We start from the raw sequence: 17809 nt of genomic DNA on the forward strand, positions 1-17809 counted from the left end.
GCAACATAACCCTAATCATCAGATTATCTTGCAGTTATCTTATACAAAGCTACATGGACCATATGGCTTGTCCAACAGCTTTCGACAGATGACTAGGTTTGGTCGATAAAATACTAAGAACTGAATATGCACGGCCTATATCTTTTAACGGATTTATAACTGAATCGACATGATGCTTGCCACAGGCGCAAAAAAAGACCTGTCTGGTCCTAACATTGGATCAGACAGGTCTTCATCATAAAGCCCTTATTTTCATCGCTTCATCAATCCCAAATATTGACCTTCCCAATCCGGGAAAATATTCGAAATATTGTCTATTCCTAATTGTCGTCCAGCCACTTCGGCGAAGACCGCTCTGTAATCCGTTGTCACCTTCAAGTCACGACCATCTTCCAAATTCTCCGGAGCAAGCGGACTTACCGTCCCATAGACCCTCCCTCCTACTACATTATGGCCTAATATAAAATTGCAGGACGCTCGCCCATGGTCAGTCCCTCCGGTACCATTCTGTTTCACTGTGCGTCCAAATTCGGTCATACTCATGACGGTCACCTGATCTTGAAAGGCACCAAGATCCTCCCAAAAAGCGCAGATACTATCGTTGAAATCAAGTAGGTTTCTGGCAAAAACCCCTGCCACTGTTCCCTGATTAAAATGGGTATCCCAACCATTAGATTCGGCAAATCCGATTTCGAGTCCTACTTCCATTTTTATAAGTTGAGCAATTTGCTTCAACGAGTTACCTAGAGCTGAATTAGGGTACCTAACCCCTGCCTCAGGTTTATAGCCTTTAAGGTCGGTCTTTTGTAATAAGGACATTGCTTCAAAACTATCTTTTCCGGTGTGTTGCAGGAGTCCCTGAGCCGTTTGATCATAGAGATCCTCCAGCCTTTCCGATGCCGCTTGAGCGGCACCTGGATTGCCTTTCAGTTGAATGGCAAAATCCTGCAAATTGCTGATTGCGATGGCTGGCTCCTTCCCATATAAAGATCGGGGAAGGGCCGAGGTGAGGCTTACTGCCGAGAAAGGGGTATCAACATGAGTTTTTTTTCGGTTAGATAAGGATCGATTGAGCCATCCTGAATCGGTACCTTTACGAAATGGGGTACCAGTCTCCATATAATCCTGGGCGTCAAAATGGGAGCGAGTGGCATTGGGCGACCCGATTCCCTGAACGATGGCGAGCCGCCCCTGACCAAATAAACCTTGAAAACCTTTTAATGCCGGATGAAGGCCAAATGTACCATCCAGGTCAATAAGCCCCGTCCCGCTGGTTCCAGGTTTTATAAACAGAGAAGGTCGTGCCTGCTTGAGAAAAGGGTCGTTGAAAGGGCTGACAGCCATCAATCCGTCCATTGCACCTCTTTGAAAGATACATACCAATGTATTTTGCTTTTGGAAAGGGGAATTCGCAGTCTGTGAAACAGCTGCCTGGAATACATAATCCGGAATATTCCCCATAATGCTAGCGCCAAAGATCGACAATCCACTGGCTTTTATAAATGCTCTCCTTGTGGCCATAGTTCTTAAGATTTTTGATTTACCGTTTTTGATATTCCGGAGATCCTAGTATTAGACCTACTACCTGCGCAAGCGTGGTAGAGTTACTTCCCCTTTGACTCTTTTTATCGTTCTGCAACTTATTGTACGATTCATCCCTGGGATTATCGCCGGGAAGATTGTGTTGTTTGCTGGCATGCTCTAATTTTTCGCCCAAGGTCGGGTCGGTGAGAAGCGGAGCCAAACGCTGCAATGTTGCCGACAAGTCACGAGAAGGAAGCAAAAGCTCCGAATAAATTTGCAAAGCTTCTTTGGAACTCCCGGGTTCGTGCCCTTTATTTAGCCCAAGCAAATTGACACGCACACCAGGCAGTCTACCCGAAGCCATGGCCAATCCAAAATTCATTCTATTGAGAAGGGATCCGGTGTTGATCCAAAAATTACCATTATCTGGAAATCCCGTTGGCGCCTGATAACTATACATTTTTTCACCCATTCTGCTAATCCATCCGTAGAGTGCATATGGCTGTGTCAGATCGGCATCCAGATTACGGACAGACCCAATGGCCAGCTCAAATGGGGATTTAATTTTCTCCCCCGCTTTAATCTCTTCCCAAAACTCTTCGGTCTGCACCATCGCTCGTAATACAGATGGAATATCTCCCTTCTCTTTAACAAACACAGTCGCCATTTTGCCTACCAGTTCGGCTGATGGATTGTCACTCACAAATCGAATGGCTATTTTTCTACTAATAAAATTGGCTGTAGCCCGATGTGCAGCCAAGAGCTCAATAAGTGCAACCCCTTCTTCATAACCGCTATTTTCTGGAAAGTTTACCCCAAGCACTACTTTACTTCCCTGGTCATGCCTGGCGGGAGTAAACACGAAATCACCGTCCATTACTGTCCCATGTCCATTAACTTTACCACCTTGCTTCCGTCTGCTGCTGGCCTGGGTGTTCACAAATCTTCCCATAGGCCTTACAGTCCAGCCTGTTAAAACCCGGGCAGCCTCCGTCACATCCAGCTGGGTGAAACCCCCATCGACACCCATGGTATGTAGTTCCATTAGCTCCCGAGCATAATTCTCATTGAGTCCATTAACTTTTCGTTTGAGTTTTATCTTCATATCCATCTCTTTCCGAGAACCTTCTTTAACCGAAGCTTGTCTTCTGGAAATAGTATTACTATCGGAGGCACTACTAAAATTATCCAAATAGTATAACATGGCAGGCGATTTGGCAGTTTGTAAAAGCAAGTCATTAAAATTTCCAAGCGCATGTGGCCTTATCACATCTCTTTCGAAGGATGGTATAAACAGCGCGCTTCTGTTATTGGTCATCGAGACATTGAAATGGTTAAACCAGAAACTGGTCATCACTTCTTGAAGTTGATATTTACTGTAGGCGGCTCTGATAATTTTTTGAGATACCAATTGTTTCTGCAATTCTATAGGTCTACGTAAACCTTGCTCCCGCATATAATCGCTTAAGGCTTGTTGGTAAGCTATGCTGCCTTTCTGGAGGGAGTCATTTGGAATGACTCCTTTAGAGATAGCCTCCCGGAGAACAGCACCGGGATTGGGGAATTTCTCAGCAATCTGCTCATTGCTCATCGCCAAAATATCGAAATCTTCCAAGCGGCTATGAAGCTGATCATCCACTGTAGATATTAATTGAGATTCGAACCAGTTTTCTAATCCTAACTCCTGGATTTCTTCAACCTGACCAGGCCGAGGCCCAAATGTAAATCGGTTTAATAACAAGGCAGCTGCGGCTTTTTTGGAAAAGCCAGCCCTTTCGTAGGGCATTTTCCAGTTGGCCCTGACAGAGCTACTCCCTGTGGATACCAAAAATATACTAATAAACAGACAGGAGGTAAGCAGTAATTCTCGCCAATATTTTTTACTTTCCATATCAGATTACGGTAAGGTTGCGGAGTCTTTGACCATATTCATAGACTAGGTTTAAAATAGTTTACTAATATTTTTATTCCACCCCAGCGATCACGGCATTTAGTCGACTGAATCAGGGCTTATGTCGATAAGAATTTGATGGTGTATCTCATGATTATAAATTTGTTTATTCTAAGTCCATGACCCTTAAGGCTAGTCAGCTCAACCCTATGAATATTCCACCGGTACCATTGCATATCGGTTTCTGGATAGGTGTAACCCTATTCTTAACAGTTGTATATGGTACCGCATTGCCTGGTTTTTGGCTCACACTCGGCATCATGTGCCTGTTTGTGCCTATCCATGCAGCATATTATTATAGTTTGGCAAACTTCATTTTCCCGAAATACCTTTTTAAGGGAAGATATGTACATTTTCTTATTGGGCTATTATGCAGTTTTGCATTATCAACTTTGCTTTTCCGGGCTATGGAAATATGGATAGCCAACCCGATTATATATGCAAAACTTAAGTCACAAGACCCAGGACTGATCATTGATAAACTTGAACTAGCTCCCTGGGATCAATTTAAGAGCAGTTCTGCAATGTTAAATGCTTTCGAGCAAGTCAACTTTATCGTATGGATTACGCTTGCCATAAAATTCTTTAATATGTGGTATCAAAAACAAAAGGCGGCATTGGAGGCAGAACTTAACTTGTTAAAGGGGCAATTACACCCTCATTTTCTTTTTAACACCCTGAATAATTTATATTCACTCACTCTTTCACAGTCTCCACAGTCCCCAGCCGTGGTGATGGGACTTTCTGAAATTCTTCGGTATATGCTTTATGAGGCCAGCCACGATGTTGTCCTATTAAAACGAGATATAGAGATATTAGAAAACTATATTACCTTGGAAAAAATCAGGTATCAAGACCGACTCCAACTTCAATTTAGTATTAATGGGTTAGAAGCAAATCAGGAAATAGTACCCTTGCTCCTACTCCCACTTGTAGAGAATGCATTTAAGCATGGTGTCAGTGAGAAGGTAGGAGAAGCCTGGATTAATATTGATCTAAAAGTGAAGGACTCGAGGCTTAAATTCAAAATCTCTAATAACAAAGGAGAAAAAAAGACGCTCAAAAGTGAAATCGATAGTTTAGCTAAGGATTCTGGTAAACAAATCGGCCATATAGGCTTGGCTAACATACGTAAGCGACTAGAGATATTGTACCCTTCCGCCTTTCAATTTAAAATTATTGATGAGGAAGAACTATATGCCGTTATTCTGGAAATAGAATTGTCGAAACGTCTTAATATTGAGGTAATATGAAAATCAGGACTTTACTTGTTGATGACGAACCTCACGCTCTGGAGGTACTATCCAATTATTTACAAAACTTTCCGGATATTATTGTGGCTGGAAAATGTTCTACAGCCATTCAGGCCTTTCAACTTCTTCAGCAAGAAAAGATAGACTTAATGTTTCTAGACATTAAAATGCCAGGCCTTACCGGAACCGAGTTGATAAGAAGCCTAAAAAATCCTCCCAAGGTGATTTTTACTACCGCATACCAGGACTATGCGCTGGATGGTTTCGAACTGAATGCAGTGGATTACTTGTTAAAGCCAATTCCCTTCGATCGCTTTTTAAGAGCTATCGATAAAGTATTTCATATTCTACAGATTGCTACTCCGGCAACAGAAACTACAGATATCCCTAAGTCGCAGGATAGAGATATTTTTTTATACCTAAAAGTTGACAGAAAATTAGTGAAAGTGAATGTAAAAGAAATTTACTGGATCGAAAGTATTAGAGACTATGTTAAAGTCATTACCAAAGAAAAGGTTCTCATTACCAAACAGAAAATCAGTGTATTAGAGGCCCTTTTGCCCGAGGATGACTTTATCAGAGTGCATCGTTCATTCATCGTCTCCATTTCCAAGATACAAGCTTATCATTCTCATGCGGTGGATATTTTGGGACAAGAAATTCCCATTGGCCGAAATTATAAAGCAGACTGTCAACGTCGGTTAAAACTTGCCTATTAGGATAATAGGCTACTACATCTGTGATTCCCCCCACCCTTCCTGGCCTCGCTTAGTCGGTATTCTACCATCATACGGCGAGGGTAAGCAAGACCCCCTTTCCGGAATGGGGCCAGAATAAAACTGCGCAATTCCTCCCGTTTACCCAATTCGGAACATCTCCATTTATCGTTTAAAGAGAGTCGTTTGTCGATATATGCTGCCTTCGGTCTACACCCTGAATATCAGCGATACGCAATTAAAAATTTCCATTTAAACTTGCAACATCATTTCAAATGGACAAATAATTATTACCCATCAGTCCGATGGCATTTACTGATACAGTCATGAAAAACCATATCATCTTCTCTGGAATACTACTCCTCTTGGTCTCTATACTTTCCTGTAAAACAAATAAAGAAATAGGCCCATCAGGATCGTTAAAAGCCGATGCCGGAATCGATCGCACTAGCCTGGTAGGTGATACGGTTTTTTTGGATGGTACTAAGACCAAAGGGCCAGACGATCAGCCCATAACATTTGCATGGGAATTGCTCACTCAACCTAACGCAAGTAAAGCGGTGATTGTTAATTCTCAGACTGCCAAGGCTTATTTTATACCCGACCTAATGGGGGTATATGAAATAAAGTTGAAGGCCTCTACTTCGAAACTAACCGATTCGGCCGTAACAAAGATCACGGCCAATTTGGCTAAAGAACCAATTCCATTAACCCAAGACATCGCCCAGCCAATGAATTTAACGGATAGAAATGGGGAGTCCGATCAACCTGATTACCTTATTGATGGCAATATTTCCCTACTGGCTGAGCTAACGATACAACCGGGTGTCGTGGTAGCTTTTACCGAGAACTCTTTTATGGATGTTAAGTCAAATGGGGGGTTAAAGGCCTTAGGCACAGCCGATGCTCATATAACCTTCAGAGGAGTGGAATCGAAAGAAAATTTCTGGGGAGGAATACGGCTAAACACTGAAAACAACCAACTTAAGTATGTAGATATATTTAACGCAGGAGCCGCCGATCCACTTTCAAAAAATCAGGCCGCCATACATCTGACAACCACGGGTAAAGCCAGCGTAGAAATCGAAAACTGCTCGATTACAGGCAATTCAGGATACGGATTGCTCGTAGAACAAGGAAATACCCTTAAGAAATTTTCCAATAATACTTTGAGAGGATATCGCAATGCTGCCATACGAATCGACGCAACCAACGCCCAAAGACTCGATAAGGCCTCTTTATATGCCAGTAATGTTATTGAAATAGGACCTTCAGAAATTTTGGATACCGAATCAGCAGAAGTAGTATGGCCCGAACTTAATAAAGGAATTGTATTCAGAATACTATCTGAAGTATCGGTTAATGCCGGCTGGAAAATTGCCCCAGGAACTGTCATTGAAATGGGATCAGATGTCGCTATTATGGTTCATAAAGGCTATTTTCTTGCAGAAGGCACTCCCGAAAACCCGATTACTATCAGGGGACAACAAAATCAGGCTGGCTATTGGAGAGGTATATTATTCCAGACCAATAATAGTCAAAACGCTCTAGTACATACCATCATCCAAGATGGGGGGAGCTCCAATCTGGTTGCAGGCACCAAGGCCTCGCTGGCCGTTTTTGGAAGGGCTCTCATGCAAGTGACACATTCCCGCATAGAAAATAGTGCCGGCTGGGGAATATTCGCAGGGGTAGGTACCGAAACCAACACTGACATCCTGGAAAGTAACCAGTTCAAAGATAACCTTCTGGGCGATGTTAAAAGACAAAATATCTTTTAACTCCCTTCACACGTATATTATTCTTCGTTTATATATTTTTTCCAATTCAAGCCATGTTAAATAAAATGAAAAATTTCAATTTCAAACAAAACAGCCGTAAAGCAATTTTTGGCATTCTTGCTGCCTCATCTGTATTCTTTCAAACGGGTTGTAAGGATGATGAGGGCTCTAATCCTACCCCTGGCACACCGAATGAGAGCACTGCCTTTATTCCCTCCAAGGACAAAAAGTATACCTACAAAATCGTCGAAGAGGATGGAAGTACCACAATGGAATACTTAAGAGTTAAAAGTGTGAAAGATTCCTCGGGACTAGCTGTGTCCTATTTGGAGTCGAAACTAATCGCAGATGAAGATACTGTTATACTGGACTGGAAGGCCTATAGTACGGCAGCAGTCACTACCTATGAAATATCCTACGCAAATACCTTACTAGAGGTCCAGGATCTGCTTTCTCAGATGGGAGAAGTATTAGAGTTTAATATTACAGGCTTTCCTAATCGACGATTAATGGAAAATAAGATTCAGGAAGGCAGCAAACTCACCTTCCAAGGAGACCCCATTAAATTGACAGCTAAAATTAAATCGGAAGACAATGATGAGCCGGTGATAGTCGAAATGGAGGCAACTGTTACCTATAAGAATGGAACAGTAACCAAGGTGGAAAATATTACCACTCCTGCAGGGACCTTCAAGTGTAGCAAATGGAGCTATGGATATACATCTATAGTTAAATTCTTTATTAATGGACAACTCTTCGACACGAGTACCGACGTGTACACCATAGAAGAATGGACCAGTCCAGGAATAGGTAGAGTAAAAACAGAAGAAACCTTCGGAGATATATTTAGCAAATCGGAACTCCAAAAGATAGAATAATATAGAAAACATGTCTATCCGGAGAATAAAATCAGGTATTGCAAATATCGATCTAGAAATCCTTCATAAATTTTCCTGCATCCCTAAATAAAATTTTTATGTACAGTCTGAATCCTCATAAATTATACCCCATAGCCCCCATCGTTCCCCGATCTAGTCACTATGTTGAATATTTCCAGAACGGTAGAATGCTTGAAATATATGCTAAAGACATCACCTACCTTAAGGGTGAAGGCAATTATACGCTGGTCTACACGACGAATGGAAATCAGTACCTTATTTCCAAAACTATAAAATTCCTGCGTAGAAGACTCACCGATCATTTTGTGCGGGTCCATAAATCCTTTCTGGTGAATGCAAATCATGTCATTTCCTGGCCTGAACCATACAAATTAATGTTAGCCGATGGTCGACAGGTCCCTGTGGCCCGGAGACGGCTCAAATATACCCAGATAGGATTACGAAATTCGAATACCGAGAAAAGCAGTATATAATAGGGTTAACTGAAAAGGCTCCGGACATTGTCGGGAGTCTTTTTTCTTATTAACACTGGTTCAACTGGTCGTTCGTCTACAAATATTAGCCATTGATCGACGAAACCATTTTTAATTCGCTACAAATGAGCATAATAAGTAAATTAGTAGCAAAATTCCGCCCCTATAATACTGTTTCGATCCTCTTAATAAGCCATGCTCAACAGTTGGAAGACTTTAAAGGTCTGCATTATACTTATCGTCCATGGGTTAATACCAAATGGGACACTAGCCTACGCGCCCGAGCGATCCTCACGTGGATCTGATAATATCCTCAGTGATCAATTTCTTACAAAAGCAGAAAATTTTGCCAGAATTTATCAGAACGATTCCGCCGAATATTACTATAGAAAGACATATCAAATAGCCGCTAAAAAAGCAGACAGCTCTTCATTATTTAAATATTTCAGTAGTCACTCCAAGTTTTTGTATAATATCGGTCAGTATGAAAAAGCGTTAAAAATCTGTCAAATGCAACTGGAGTTGAGTCTGAAGGCCGGAGACAAGAAAAAAATAGCCGCTGCTTACAATAATCTTGGGCTTCAACATCAGGCTATAGGACAACTTTCCAAGGCAGCAGAGTATATGATATTGGCCTTAAAAATGTCCGAATCTTTGGATGATAAAGTAAATCAGCAGAAATATTATTCGAATATTTCATCCATATTTTTAGATCTTAAAGATAAAAAGAATAGTCTGCTATATGCTCAAAAAGGGTACGAGCTAGCAAAGACCATTTCAAACAAACAAGCTGCGCGAAGCCTGATTAATCTCGCAGCGAGCGAAGCCCTGAACAATCAGCCAAAGAAATGTATTGCCCACCTGAAGGAGGTAGTAGCTATAGCTCACGAATCCAAAGATAGTTTGCTGCAAGTACACGCTTTTATCAATCTGGGAGATATTGAAAATCGAGAACACAAATACCAGAATGCACTCGATTATTATCTACAGGCCGAAGCCATACTGGGTTCGACGCCCATGCCGGAATACCGCATGTATATTGAATACGGTCTCGCCAATTCATTAAAGAATCTCAAGGAGTTTAAAAAGGCATATCCCTATTTGAATAGGACCTTAAACAAGGCAGAAAACTTAATGCCCAAAAATGACCTTAAGGAAGTGTATCTTCTCGCCGCTGATATTTATGAAGAGATTAACAGACCCGCTTTGGCGCTTGCTGTACTGAAGAAATACACCTTACTCAATGACTCTCTGACCAGCATTACAACGCAACGGGCCATTCATGAAATTGAAACCAAATATCAAATTTCAAAAAGAGACCAGAAATTAACCGACCAGAAGTTGCAATTAACTAAAAACGAAATAGAAATAGAAAAGAAAAATAAATGGATTTTAATGATAATGGTCCTATTATCCCTGGTTATGGCGCTTTCCATCATTGTTTATCTCATCTATCGCAACAAAACCCAGTATATACAGTTAAGTCTGCTAAAGGCTCAGATTCATCCGCATTTTTTATTCAATACGTTAAATAATCTGTATGCCTTATCCCTGAAAAAATCAGATCAGGCCCCGAATTTGGTCCTTGGGCTTTCAGAGATTCTACGTTACATTCTTTATGAATGCAATCAACCAGAAATCAGTCTTGAAAAGGAAATCACTATGATTCAACGATATATCGAGTTGGAGGCTATAAGATATACCAATCGACTCGAAGTGAATCTGAATATAGATCATCCTACTGGCAATCAACTGAAGATAGCTCCCCTTTTATTGCTTCCTCTAGTCGAAAATGCATTTAAGCATGGTATTAATAAACTTAGTGATCAGGGCTGGATTAATATAGAATCCAGAGTAAGCAAGAATACCTATATATTCAAAGTCAGTAATAATACCTCGGCATTACCGGTTTCACATGTTAGTAAACAAAAGGGCCATATTGGCCTTATCAATATTCGCAAACGGCTACAACTGTTGTATCCATCCCGCCATCAACTTAAAATTGTGGAAGATTCTGATGTCTTCATTGTAACTATGAGTATTAAGGTATAAAATCCTTCTCTTCTTATGCGTATAACAGCCCCAATTGACACCGTACAGAAACGACCTCTCTTAACAAGGCAATAAAGATTCAACAATTGTATTTCGCATTGATGTCAAAAGGCCGTAAATTGGCTTCACAATATTAATATTCGTTCTTATTCGAAGTCTGATATAGTTTTGAATGAATGTCTTGTGACTTGCAAAATAACCCCACACCCGTTTAGAATAAAGCGATTTATAACGAATGAATGAGATTCAGAAATTCCTTGAAGGAGGACTATTGGAGCTTTATGTTTTAGGTGAAGCCAGTTCCGAAGAAATGGAACGGGTAGAGCAGATGGCTCTAGAATTTCCTGAAATTCGGGCTGAGCTGCATGCTATAGAGAAAGGGCTAGAAAATTATGCTTTAACCCAGTCCAAAACGGTAGACCCAAAAGTTAAACCCTTTCTTATGGCAACTATCGATTTCATGGATCGGATGGAGAATGGTGAAATAATGTCGACTCCCCCGTTGCTGAATCCGGAGTCAGAGCAAGCGGATTACGAAACATGGCTCAACAGACCAGATTTGGACCTGCCTGCGCCCGATACGGGCATACAAGCCAAAATTATCTGTGCCAACCCCGGTTTCTTAATGGCAATTGTCTGGATAAGGGAGGGGTCCCCGGTTGAAACCCATACCAATGAACTGGAAAGCTTTTTAATATTAGAAGGCAGTTGCAATATTATTATAGCGGGCAAAGACCATCATCTGCACAAGGGCGATTTTTTGACTATTCCCCTACACCAGCCGCACGAGGTGGTTATCACTTCGGCTATGGCCTGTAAACTAATACTGCAAAGAGTGGCAGCCTAAAGGCATAAATACATCTATGAGCTAAAAAATATGCCGCATTGTTCTATTGATTTTCTATATGTAACCCTCTCTTTGCCATACGATTGAAAAATACAATTAAAAATAGCACTAAAATTTATACTTTGTTTGATTGTTAAATTTCCATTAAATAGTAGTTTTGCAGCAAAATAGGGCTAATTGCTACTATAAGAAGGCCAGGTGGTGGAATTGGTAGACACGCTACTTTGAGGGGGTAGTGCTCGTAAGGGCTTGGGAGTTCGACTCTCCTCCTGGTCACAAAAAAGAGGTTGTAGACAATGTTTACAACCTCTTTTTATGTTAGCTGTAGAATAGCTCCCGGTCCAATAAATCGGTGATAAATCTGAAATCCTCATCAACATGAGCGAAGTCCAAGTGATTGACATCGATTTCTAAAATTTTGCCATGATCGTAAGTCTGAGCGAATAAATCGTACTGCTTGTTGAGGTTTACTAGATATTCCTGAGAAATACCCGATTCAAAATCTCTTCCGCGTTTCTTTATTTGCGCTTGCAACTTTGGTAGATCAGCTTTCAGATAGATTAATAAATCTGGAGGACGTACCGAATTTAGAATGGAATTGAATAATAGCAGATACGTTTCGTAATCCCGGGCAGTCAGAAGGTCACTTTCGAATAAATTTTTTGCAAAAATATAGGCATCTTCATAAATGGTTCGATCCTGAATGATGGTCGTGTAGGTGGCCGATTGGATTTTTTGAATTTGCGCAAATCGGCTATTCAGAAAATATATTTGAAGATTAAAGGCCCATCGAGGCATATCCTGATAAAAGTCAGCCAAATATGGATTTCCGTCCACGGCCTCATACATGACTTCCCAGCCGTAATGTGCTCCAAGTTTTTGTGTTAGCGTCGTTTTTCCAGCACCAATGTTGCCAACAATAGCGATATGCATAAGTTATATAGTAATTATAAAATCATAAAGATAACCATTACTATTTATGCCAAGCAAGATTACTGAGCACAGTCCAATTCAGCATTTCAAAAAAACTATGATTATTCGTATATTTGCACAAAATGCGAAAGTGTGCCTCCTTAACTAAAGGGCCCTTTCGCCTGATATCCAAGCATGAAGACCATGAAGCCATATAACGTAATTCTTTATTATTGCTACGCTCCTATCGAAGACACGGAGACCTATCGAGACGAACATCATTTATTTTGTGTTGAAAACAACTTACTGGGCAGGATCATTATCGCGCCAGAAGGCTTGAATGGGACCGTTTCCGGGACACCTGAAGATTGCAAGGCCTATATGGAATATGTCCGCTCAGACCCTCGCTTTGCCCATGTCGCCTTTAAAATTGAAGCCCACGATCGGCCTGCCTTTCAGAAGCTTCATGTACGGGTCAAAGATGAAATAGTTAACTCTGATCTTCCGGTAAATCCCTTGGAACAAACTGGCAAGCACTTAGAACCTTCCGAGTTCAAAGCCCTTTTGAATGACCCCGATGTTGTTCTGGTAGATATGCGTTCGGACTATGAGCATGAAGTTGGTAAGTTTAAAGGTGCTATTACCTTCGATATGCACAACCTAAGGGAACTTCCTGAGCACATTCATGAAATTGAACACCTTAAGGATAAAAAAATTATAACCTATTGTACTGGGGGAATTAAATGTGAAAAGGCCAGTGCCTATCTTATACATCAAGGGTTTTCTGATGTCTATCAGCTTCATGGAGGCATTATTCGATATGGACTGGAGGAGGGTGGTGAAAATTTCGACGGGAAATGTTATGTATTCGACAATCGCATTACGGTCGATGTGAATCGTGTTAACCCCGTAGTAATTTCTAAATGTCACATATGTGGCACTCCCTCTGACCGCATGGTCAACTGCGCCAATGCAGCTTGCAATGAACATGTTCCGATCTGTGAAGACTGTGGATGGAAAATGGAAGGTGCCTGCTCTCAATCCTGTAAAGAAAAACCGGATAAGCGTCCATATGATGGGACCGGATACTATGTCAGCAAAAGCAATCACTACCAGCCTATCCAGGGGTTGAAAAGTCAAAAAAGAAATTTGATTAAGATGAAGCTAGCGGAAAGAGCGGCGCAAAAATCCTAAACGAATGATTTCTCTAATACAAAATCATTCATCCAGTAGGGACCTATCGCAATGTCTTCTTCCCGAATGACCTGGTAACCCATACGCTCATAAAAACCCTTGGCTTTATTAAATCGGTTAACATTAAGAATCAAACAATTGCCGCCCAAATCCTTCACCAGTGTTTCAACGGCCTCTAGCAGGTATTTTCCGGCACCCGTCCCTTGAACACTGGGAAGAACATAAATTTTATGTAATTTGTAAATATGAGCAGCCAACCAGGCCACCGATGCAAATCCTATAGGCTCATTATTCTGGAGAAGTAGGTAAAATTCTTGACCATCCTGCATCTGTCTGGAAAGTGATTCTGGACTGTAGAGCAGATCGAACATATAATTAATCTGAGCACTGCTAAGGATTTCCCTATAGGTGGGCTCCCATATTTTCTGTTGTAAAGAAATAATTAGGCCTATATCAGCTGTGGATGCAGCTTTTAGGGTAAAATCTGCCATGCTCATAAAAATTCATTAAGTTTGTCGAAAAAATTAGCCACAAATATAAATAAAATAACAGCTATAGTAAATAGGAATATAGCTCAGTCCTCATAGGTAAAACGTACATAATGACCAAGCCCCTAATTTTAGTAACGAACGACGACGGTATCACCTCCAAAGGTATCCGTACCTTAGTAGAAATAATGAAAAAAATTGGAGATGTAGTGGTAGTAGCCCCCAATAGTCCTCAGTCAGGAAAGGGCCATGCCATTACCATAGGTGAACCTCTTCGCTTGTATAGTACAGAAATCTTCGCAGACGTCGACGAATATGAATGTTCGGGTACTCCCGCCGATTGTGTCAAACTTGCCAAACACTATATCTTAAAGGATCGCAAACCCGATCTAGTTGTCAGTGGCATCAATCATGGCAGCAATAGCTCCATCAGTATTCTTTATTCTGGTACTATGTCCGCCGCAATTGAAGGCGCTATTGAGGGAATTCCTGCCATTGGATTCTCTCTCTGTGACTTTAAAGAAGACGCCATATTCGACCACGCACTTACATTTATAGAACAAATCACCAGAGAGGCCCTGGAAAAAGGTATACCCAAGGGGGTGGCCCTAAATGTGAATATACCTGCCAAAACAGTAGAACCGATAAAAGGTACAATAGTCTGTCGGCAAGCAAGAGCCAAATGGCTTGAAAAATTTGACTATCGCGTAGATCCTAATGGCAGAGGGTATTTCTGGATGGCAGGCGACTTTATTAACTTTGATACCGAAAAAGAAGATACGGATGTCTGGGCCCTGGACAATAATTATATTTCCATCGTTCCCAGTCAGTTCGACCTCACCGAACATGAGGCAGTTAAGCAGCTGAAGACATGGAACTTGTAATATCTTAACGCATTTTTGAATGGCACTCGTAGGTAGCTTATTAAAAAAAGGTATTCGATTTGGCAACCTGGTAGCCAATCGAAAAAAGAAGAGCATAGCATTACAGCAAAAAAAAACGCTGGCTAAACTTTTAGCCCGTGCTCGATATACAGAATTCGGTGAATATTACAATTTTGACGATATTCTTTCCAAGATAATTTTTGGGAAAGATGATACGTATTATGAACATTATAAGGCCACGGTTCCCATTTTTGACTATAATAAAATATATAATGAATGGTGGAAGAAATCGGTAGAAGGACAAAAGGATATTTGCTGGCCCGGTCATATTAAGTACTACGCCCTGAGTTCGGGAACATCGGAGGCAGCCTCTAAATATATACCGGTTACAAAAGCCATGTCCAAGGCCATTCAAAGAACGAGTATAAGACAAATTTTATCTCTTGGGCATTATAAAGATCTGCCAGACGACCTCTATGAAAAAGGGTTTCTGATGTTAGGGGGGAGTACCAATCTGAATAACCAGGACAAGCATTTTGAAGGAGATCTCAGTGGCATTACTGCCAAGCAAATCCCCTACTGGTTCCGCCCATATTACAAACCTGGGCAAAAAATAGCTGCCGAAAAAGATTGGGGTCTTAAGTTAGAAGAAATTACCCTTCAAGCGCACGAATGGGATATTGGCTTTATTGTGGGTGTTCCCGCATGGATACAGCTGCTAATGGAAAAAATTATTGCCCATTATCAGGTGGACACGATCCATGACATCTGGCCGAACCTAAGGGTATTTGCCCATGGTGGGGTATCCTTTGAGCCTTATCGGAAGGGTTTCGAAAAGCTACTCGCCCGCCCCTTGTCCTATATTAATACCTATCTTGCCTCAGAAGGATTTATAGCCTACCAAGCCCGACCAGAAGCTACCGGAATGGAACTGGTATGCGATAATGGCATTTTCTTCGAATTTATTCCTTTTAATGAGCAAAACTTCGACTCTGAAGGCAGTTTAAAGGCTAACCCACAAACCTTCAAAATAGATGAGGTTGAGGAGCATGTAGAATATGCCTTGCTGATGTCTACCTGTTCGGGAGCTTGGCGCTATTTGATTGGTGATACGGTAAAGTTTAACGATAAAAGTAGAGGAGAAATCAACATTACTGGTCGCACCAAACACTATTTAAGCCTTTGTGGAGAACATTTATCTGTCGACAACATGAATAAGGCGATCGATTTGGTATCCGACGAAATGGGGATTACGGTGAAGGAATTTACCGTTTGTGGCGTGAAGCACGACAACCTGTTCGCTCATCATTGGTACATTGGCATAGAGGAAAATGAACAGATTGATACGGCAGCCTTACGCAGTAAACTAGACGCAAAACTTGCCGAGCTCAATGATGATTATGCGGTAGAACGAAAGCATGCCCTTAAGGATGTTATCGTAACGATCTTACCTAACCGTGCATTCTACGGCTGGATGGAGTCAAAAGGAAAAATGGGGGGACAAAATAAATTCCCTAGAGTATTCAAGAACTTCTTAATCGACGATTGGGTCGATTACTTATCCAAAAATAACTTCGCTTCTTAATTGTATTCTTCCCGTATGGCAACGTCTATTTGGTAATCATTCCGGTAGGACGTGCTGGACGGGAAGGTTCATAAGGCCTACTTAATGAAGCTAATATAGGCAAGATGCATAGCTATACCCACAAAAACTATCCCTGTAATTTTGTTGAACACCGATAGGAATGTAGGTGTAAACCATTTTTTCAGCTTATGTGCGGATAAGGCGATGGCACATTCTACTAAAAAAACCATAATAACACTGGCGCTGAAAAAGAGTATGACCTGTCCCATATCATATAGGAGGGTTTTGCGGAGATAGGAAGCTATGGTCACCCAGCTAATAAAATTAATAGGATTAAGGCCATTAAGTAAGAAGCCTGTAGAAAAGTAAAAGATAAAGCCACCCAGTCTGGTTTTGGGATACGCTACCACCGGTTGACCTCGAACGATATTGCTCAACCCCATAACGGTAAGAAAAATAACGCCAATCCCAGCCGTCCACTGCTGAAAATTAGGGATATCGGGCAATAATGATGTTCCAAAAATGGCAAAAAAGACGAAAATAAGGTCACATATAAAGACCCCAAAGGCTATTTTAAAACCTGCACGGTAACCATTGTCTACACTATTTTGCACCAGGAAAAAAAAAACGGTCCCGAAGGTCAGACATAGACCAACACCCGTAAGTAAACCATACAATAGAGCCTCCCACATATCAAACTCCTTTGATCCGGGCAACCATTAAGATTGCCGCTACCGAAAGGGAATCCGTAATCTCTGAACGCATAACCATCTCTACTGCTTCCTGCAAGGGTAATCTTCGTACCTCCAGCTTTTCCGTTTCTTCTGGCTCCGGTTCTCCCTGCTGAAGCCCTTCTGCTAAGAATAAAAACCCTTCCTCATCAGTTGCAGAGTTAGAAGTATGGATTCGACCGATAGTTGACCATTGCGCCGCCACCAACCCAGTCTCCTCGCGCAGCTCCCTTTGGGCGGCCGATAATGGATCAGTGCCTCGCATACCTCCACCTTCTGGTATTTCCCAAGAGTATTCCTCGATGGCATACCGATACTGCCCTACCAAATATATATTGCCGGCCTCATCGATGGGTACTATGCCAATGGCCTTATTTTTGAACTTTACAAGTCCATATATTCCGTTATTACCAGAGGGGTTGATAACCTCTCTATGACTAATTTCAATCCATGCATTATCATAAACTGTCTTCTCAGAAAGTGTCTGCCAGTTATTTTCTTTCGACATAAAGCGTATTT

16 protein-coding genes and 1 tRNA gene are annotated in these 17809 nt (G+C 41.3%); 11 read left to right on the forward strand and 6 right to left on the reverse strand.

The genetic code is table 11. The annotated features are described in order from the left end of the window. Positions 1-252: 252 nt before the first annotated feature. Together X939_RS0102250 and X939_RS0102255 are read right to left on the reverse strand one after the other, a co-directional pair. Positions 253-1521 (reverse strand): DUF1501 domain-containing protein, encoded by a 1269-nt coding sequence (locus tag X939_RS0102250; protein ID WP_025761650.1) that lies wholly within the window; start codon positions 1519-1521, stop codon positions 253-255. A 19-nt stretch (positions 1522-1540) separates the two neighbouring features. Further along, positions 1541-3415 carry a DUF1800 domain-containing protein gene (locus X939_RS0102255; RefSeq protein WP_025761651.1) on the reverse strand — a complete coding sequence of 625 codons (1875 nt, stop codon included), beginning with the start codon at positions 3413-3415 and terminating at the stop codon, positions 1541-1543. A gap of 179 nt (positions 3416-3594) precedes the next feature. On the opposite strand from X939_RS0102255, the gene X939_RS0102260 reads away from it, so the two are divergent. From X939_RS0102260 to X939_RS0102295, 8 genes are all read left to right on the forward strand, one after another. Further along, positions 3595-4728, forward strand: coding sequence for a sensor histidine kinase (locus X939_RS0102260; protein ID WP_025761652.1), 1134 nt, complete (start codon positions 3595-3597; stop codon positions 4726-4728). Continuing rightward, entirely contained in the window at positions 4725-5447 is a 723-nt protein-coding gene (locus X939_RS0102265; protein WP_025761653.1) for a LytR/AlgR family response regulator transcription factor, read from the forward strand. The genes X939_RS0102260 and X939_RS0102265 overlap by 4 nt, the downstream gene beginning before the upstream one ends. 323 nt (positions 5448-5770) lie before the next feature. After that, positions 5771-7225: a right-handed parallel beta-helix repeat-containing protein gene (locus X939_RS0102270; protein WP_198034350.1), complete on the forward strand. Its 1455-nt coding sequence runs from the start codon at positions 5771-5773 to the stop codon at positions 7223-7225. A gap of 65 nt (positions 7226-7290) precedes the next feature. Beyond that, complete coding sequence (locus X939_RS0102275; protein ID WP_131694678.1) at positions 7291-8103, forward strand: TapB family protein; 813 nt, start codon at positions 7291-7293, stop codon at positions 8101-8103. A gap of 98 nt (positions 8104-8201) precedes the next feature. Beyond that, positions 8202-8597 carry a LytR/AlgR family response regulator transcription factor gene (locus X939_RS0102280; protein WP_025761656.1) on the forward strand — a complete coding sequence of 132 codons (396 nt, stop codon included), beginning with the start codon at positions 8202-8204 and terminating at the stop codon, positions 8595-8597. Between the two features lie 195 nt (positions 8598-8792). Next, a complete protein-coding gene (locus X939_RS22870; RefSeq protein ID WP_025761658.1) occupies positions 8793-10649 on the forward strand; it encodes a tetratricopeptide repeat-containing sensor histidine kinase in 1857 nt (618 codons plus the stop codon). Positions 10650-10884: 235 nt separating this feature from the next. Continuing rightward, positions 10885-11496 (forward strand): cupin domain-containing protein, encoded by a 612-nt coding sequence (locus X939_RS0102290; RefSeq protein ID WP_025761659.1) that lies wholly within the window; start codon positions 10885-10887, stop codon positions 11494-11496. Positions 11497-11688: 192 nt separating this feature from the next. Next, positions 11689-11772 (forward strand) — tRNA-Leu (locus X939_RS0102295). Between the two features lie 42 nt (positions 11773-11814). Here the strand turns inward: X939_RS0102295 and X939_RS0102300 are convergent. Next, a complete protein-coding gene (locus X939_RS0102300; RefSeq protein ID WP_025761661.1) occupies positions 11815-12429 on the reverse strand; it encodes a deoxynucleoside kinase in 615 nt (204 codons plus the stop codon). Between the two features lie 183 nt (positions 12430-12612). Here X939_RS0102300 and trhO point away from each other — a divergent pair, with 183 nt between their 5' ends. Then, positions 12613-13602, forward strand: coding sequence for an oxygen-dependent tRNA uridine(34) hydroxylase TrhO (trhO, locus tag X939_RS0102305; RefSeq protein WP_025761662.1), 990 nt, complete (start codon positions 12613-12615; stop codon positions 13600-13602). Here the strand turns inward: trhO and X939_RS0102310 are convergent. Next, positions 13599-14099, reverse strand: coding sequence for a GNAT family N-acetyltransferase (locus X939_RS0102310; RefSeq protein ID WP_229235945.1), 501 nt, complete (start codon positions 14097-14099; stop codon positions 13599-13601). The two genes, trhO and X939_RS0102310, sit on opposite strands and share 4 nt — an antisense overlap. 104 nt (positions 14100-14203) lie before the next feature. Here X939_RS0102310 and surE point away from each other — a divergent pair, with 104 nt between their 5' ends. Continuing rightward, positions 14204-14974 carry a 5'/3'-nucleotidase SurE gene (gene surE, locus X939_RS0102315; protein ID WP_025761664.1) on the forward strand — a complete coding sequence of 257 codons (771 nt, stop codon included), beginning with the start codon at positions 14204-14206 and terminating at the stop codon, positions 14972-14974. A 19-nt stretch (positions 14975-14993) separates the two neighbouring features. Further along, entirely contained in the window at positions 14994-16559 is a 1566-nt protein-coding gene (locus tag X939_RS0102320) for a GH3 family acyl-acid amido synthetase (protein WP_025761665.1), read from the forward strand. Positions 16560-16636: 77 nt separating this feature from the next. Here the strand turns inward: X939_RS0102320 and X939_RS0102325 are convergent, their stop codons facing one another. Together X939_RS0102325 and X939_RS0102330 are read right to left on the reverse strand one after the other, a co-directional pair. After that, on the reverse strand, positions 16637-17251 hold the full coding sequence (locus X939_RS0102325) for a LysE family translocator (protein WP_025761666.1): 615 nt from the start codon (positions 17249-17251) through the stop codon (positions 16637-16639). Position 17252: 1 nt separating this feature from the next. After that, the gene (locus X939_RS0102330; RefSeq protein WP_025761667.1) at positions 17253-17798 is read right to left on the reverse strand and encodes an NUDIX domain-containing protein; all 546 of its coding nucleotides are present in this window, start codon (positions 17796-17798) and stop codon (positions 17253-17255) included. Between the last annotated feature and the right edge of the window lie 11 nt (positions 17799-17809).

The sequence above is a fragment of the Dyadobacter tibetensis Y620-1 genome (assembly GCF_000566685.1).
In the GTDB taxonomy this organism is placed as follows: Bacteria; Bacteroidota; Bacteroidia; order Cytophagales; family Spirosomataceae; genus Dyadobacter; species Dyadobacter tibetensis.

Coding starts and splice junctions, on each gene's coding strand:
- X939_RS0102250 (WP_025761650.1), bottom strand. CDS start 1,521: ATGGCCACAAGGAGAGCATTTATAAAAGCCAGTGGATTGTCGATCTTT.
- X939_RS0102255 (WP_025761651.1), bottom strand. CDS start 3,415: ATGGAAAGTAAAAAATATTGGCGAGAATTACTGCTTACCTCCTGTCTG.
- X939_RS0102260 (WP_025761652.1), top strand. CDS start 3,595: ATGACCCTTAAGGCTAGTCAGCTCAACCCTATGAATATTCCACCGGTA.
- X939_RS0102265 (WP_025761653.1), top strand. CDS start 4,725: ATGAAAATCAGGACTTTACTTGTTGATGACGAACCTCACGCTCTGGAG.
- X939_RS0102270 (WP_198034350.1), top strand. CDS start 5,771: ATGAAAAACCATATCATCTTCTCTGGAATACTACTCCTCTTGGTCTCT.
- X939_RS0102275 (WP_131694678.1), top strand. CDS start 7,291: ATGAAAAATTTCAATTTCAAACAAAACAGCCGTAAAGCAATTTTTGGC.
- X939_RS0102280 (WP_025761656.1), top strand. CDS start 8,202: ATGTACAGTCTGAATCCTCATAAATTATACCCCATAGCCCCCATCGTT.
- X939_RS22870 (WP_025761658.1), top strand. CDS start 8,793: ATGCTCAACAGTTGGAAGACTTTAAAGGTCTGCATTATACTTATCGTC.
- X939_RS0102290 (WP_025761659.1), top strand. CDS start 10,885: ATGAATGAGATTCAGAAATTCCTTGAAGGAGGACTATTGGAGCTTTAT.
- X939_RS0102300 (WP_025761661.1), bottom strand. CDS start 12,429: ATGCATATCGCTATTGTTGGCAACATTGGTGCTGGAAAAACGACGCTA.
- trhO (WP_025761662.1), top strand. CDS start 12,613: ATGAAGCCATATAACGTAATTCTTTATTATTGCTACGCTCCTATCGAA.
- X939_RS0102310 (WP_229235945.1), bottom strand. CDS start 14,099: ATGAGCATGGCAGATTTTACCCTAAAAGCTGCATCCACAGCTGATATA.
- surE (WP_025761664.1), top strand. CDS start 14,204: ATGACCAAGCCCCTAATTTTAGTAACGAACGACGACGGTATCACCTCC.
- X939_RS0102320 (WP_025761665.1), top strand. CDS start 14,994: ATGGCACTCGTAGGTAGCTTATTAAAAAAAGGTATTCGATTTGGCAAC.
- X939_RS0102325 (WP_025761666.1), bottom strand. CDS start 17,251: ATGTGGGAGGCTCTATTGTATGGTTTACTTACGGGTGTTGGTCTATGT.
- X939_RS0102330 (WP_025761667.1), bottom strand. CDS start 17,798: ATGTCGAAAGAAAATAACTGGCAGACACTTTCTGAGAAGACAGTTTAT.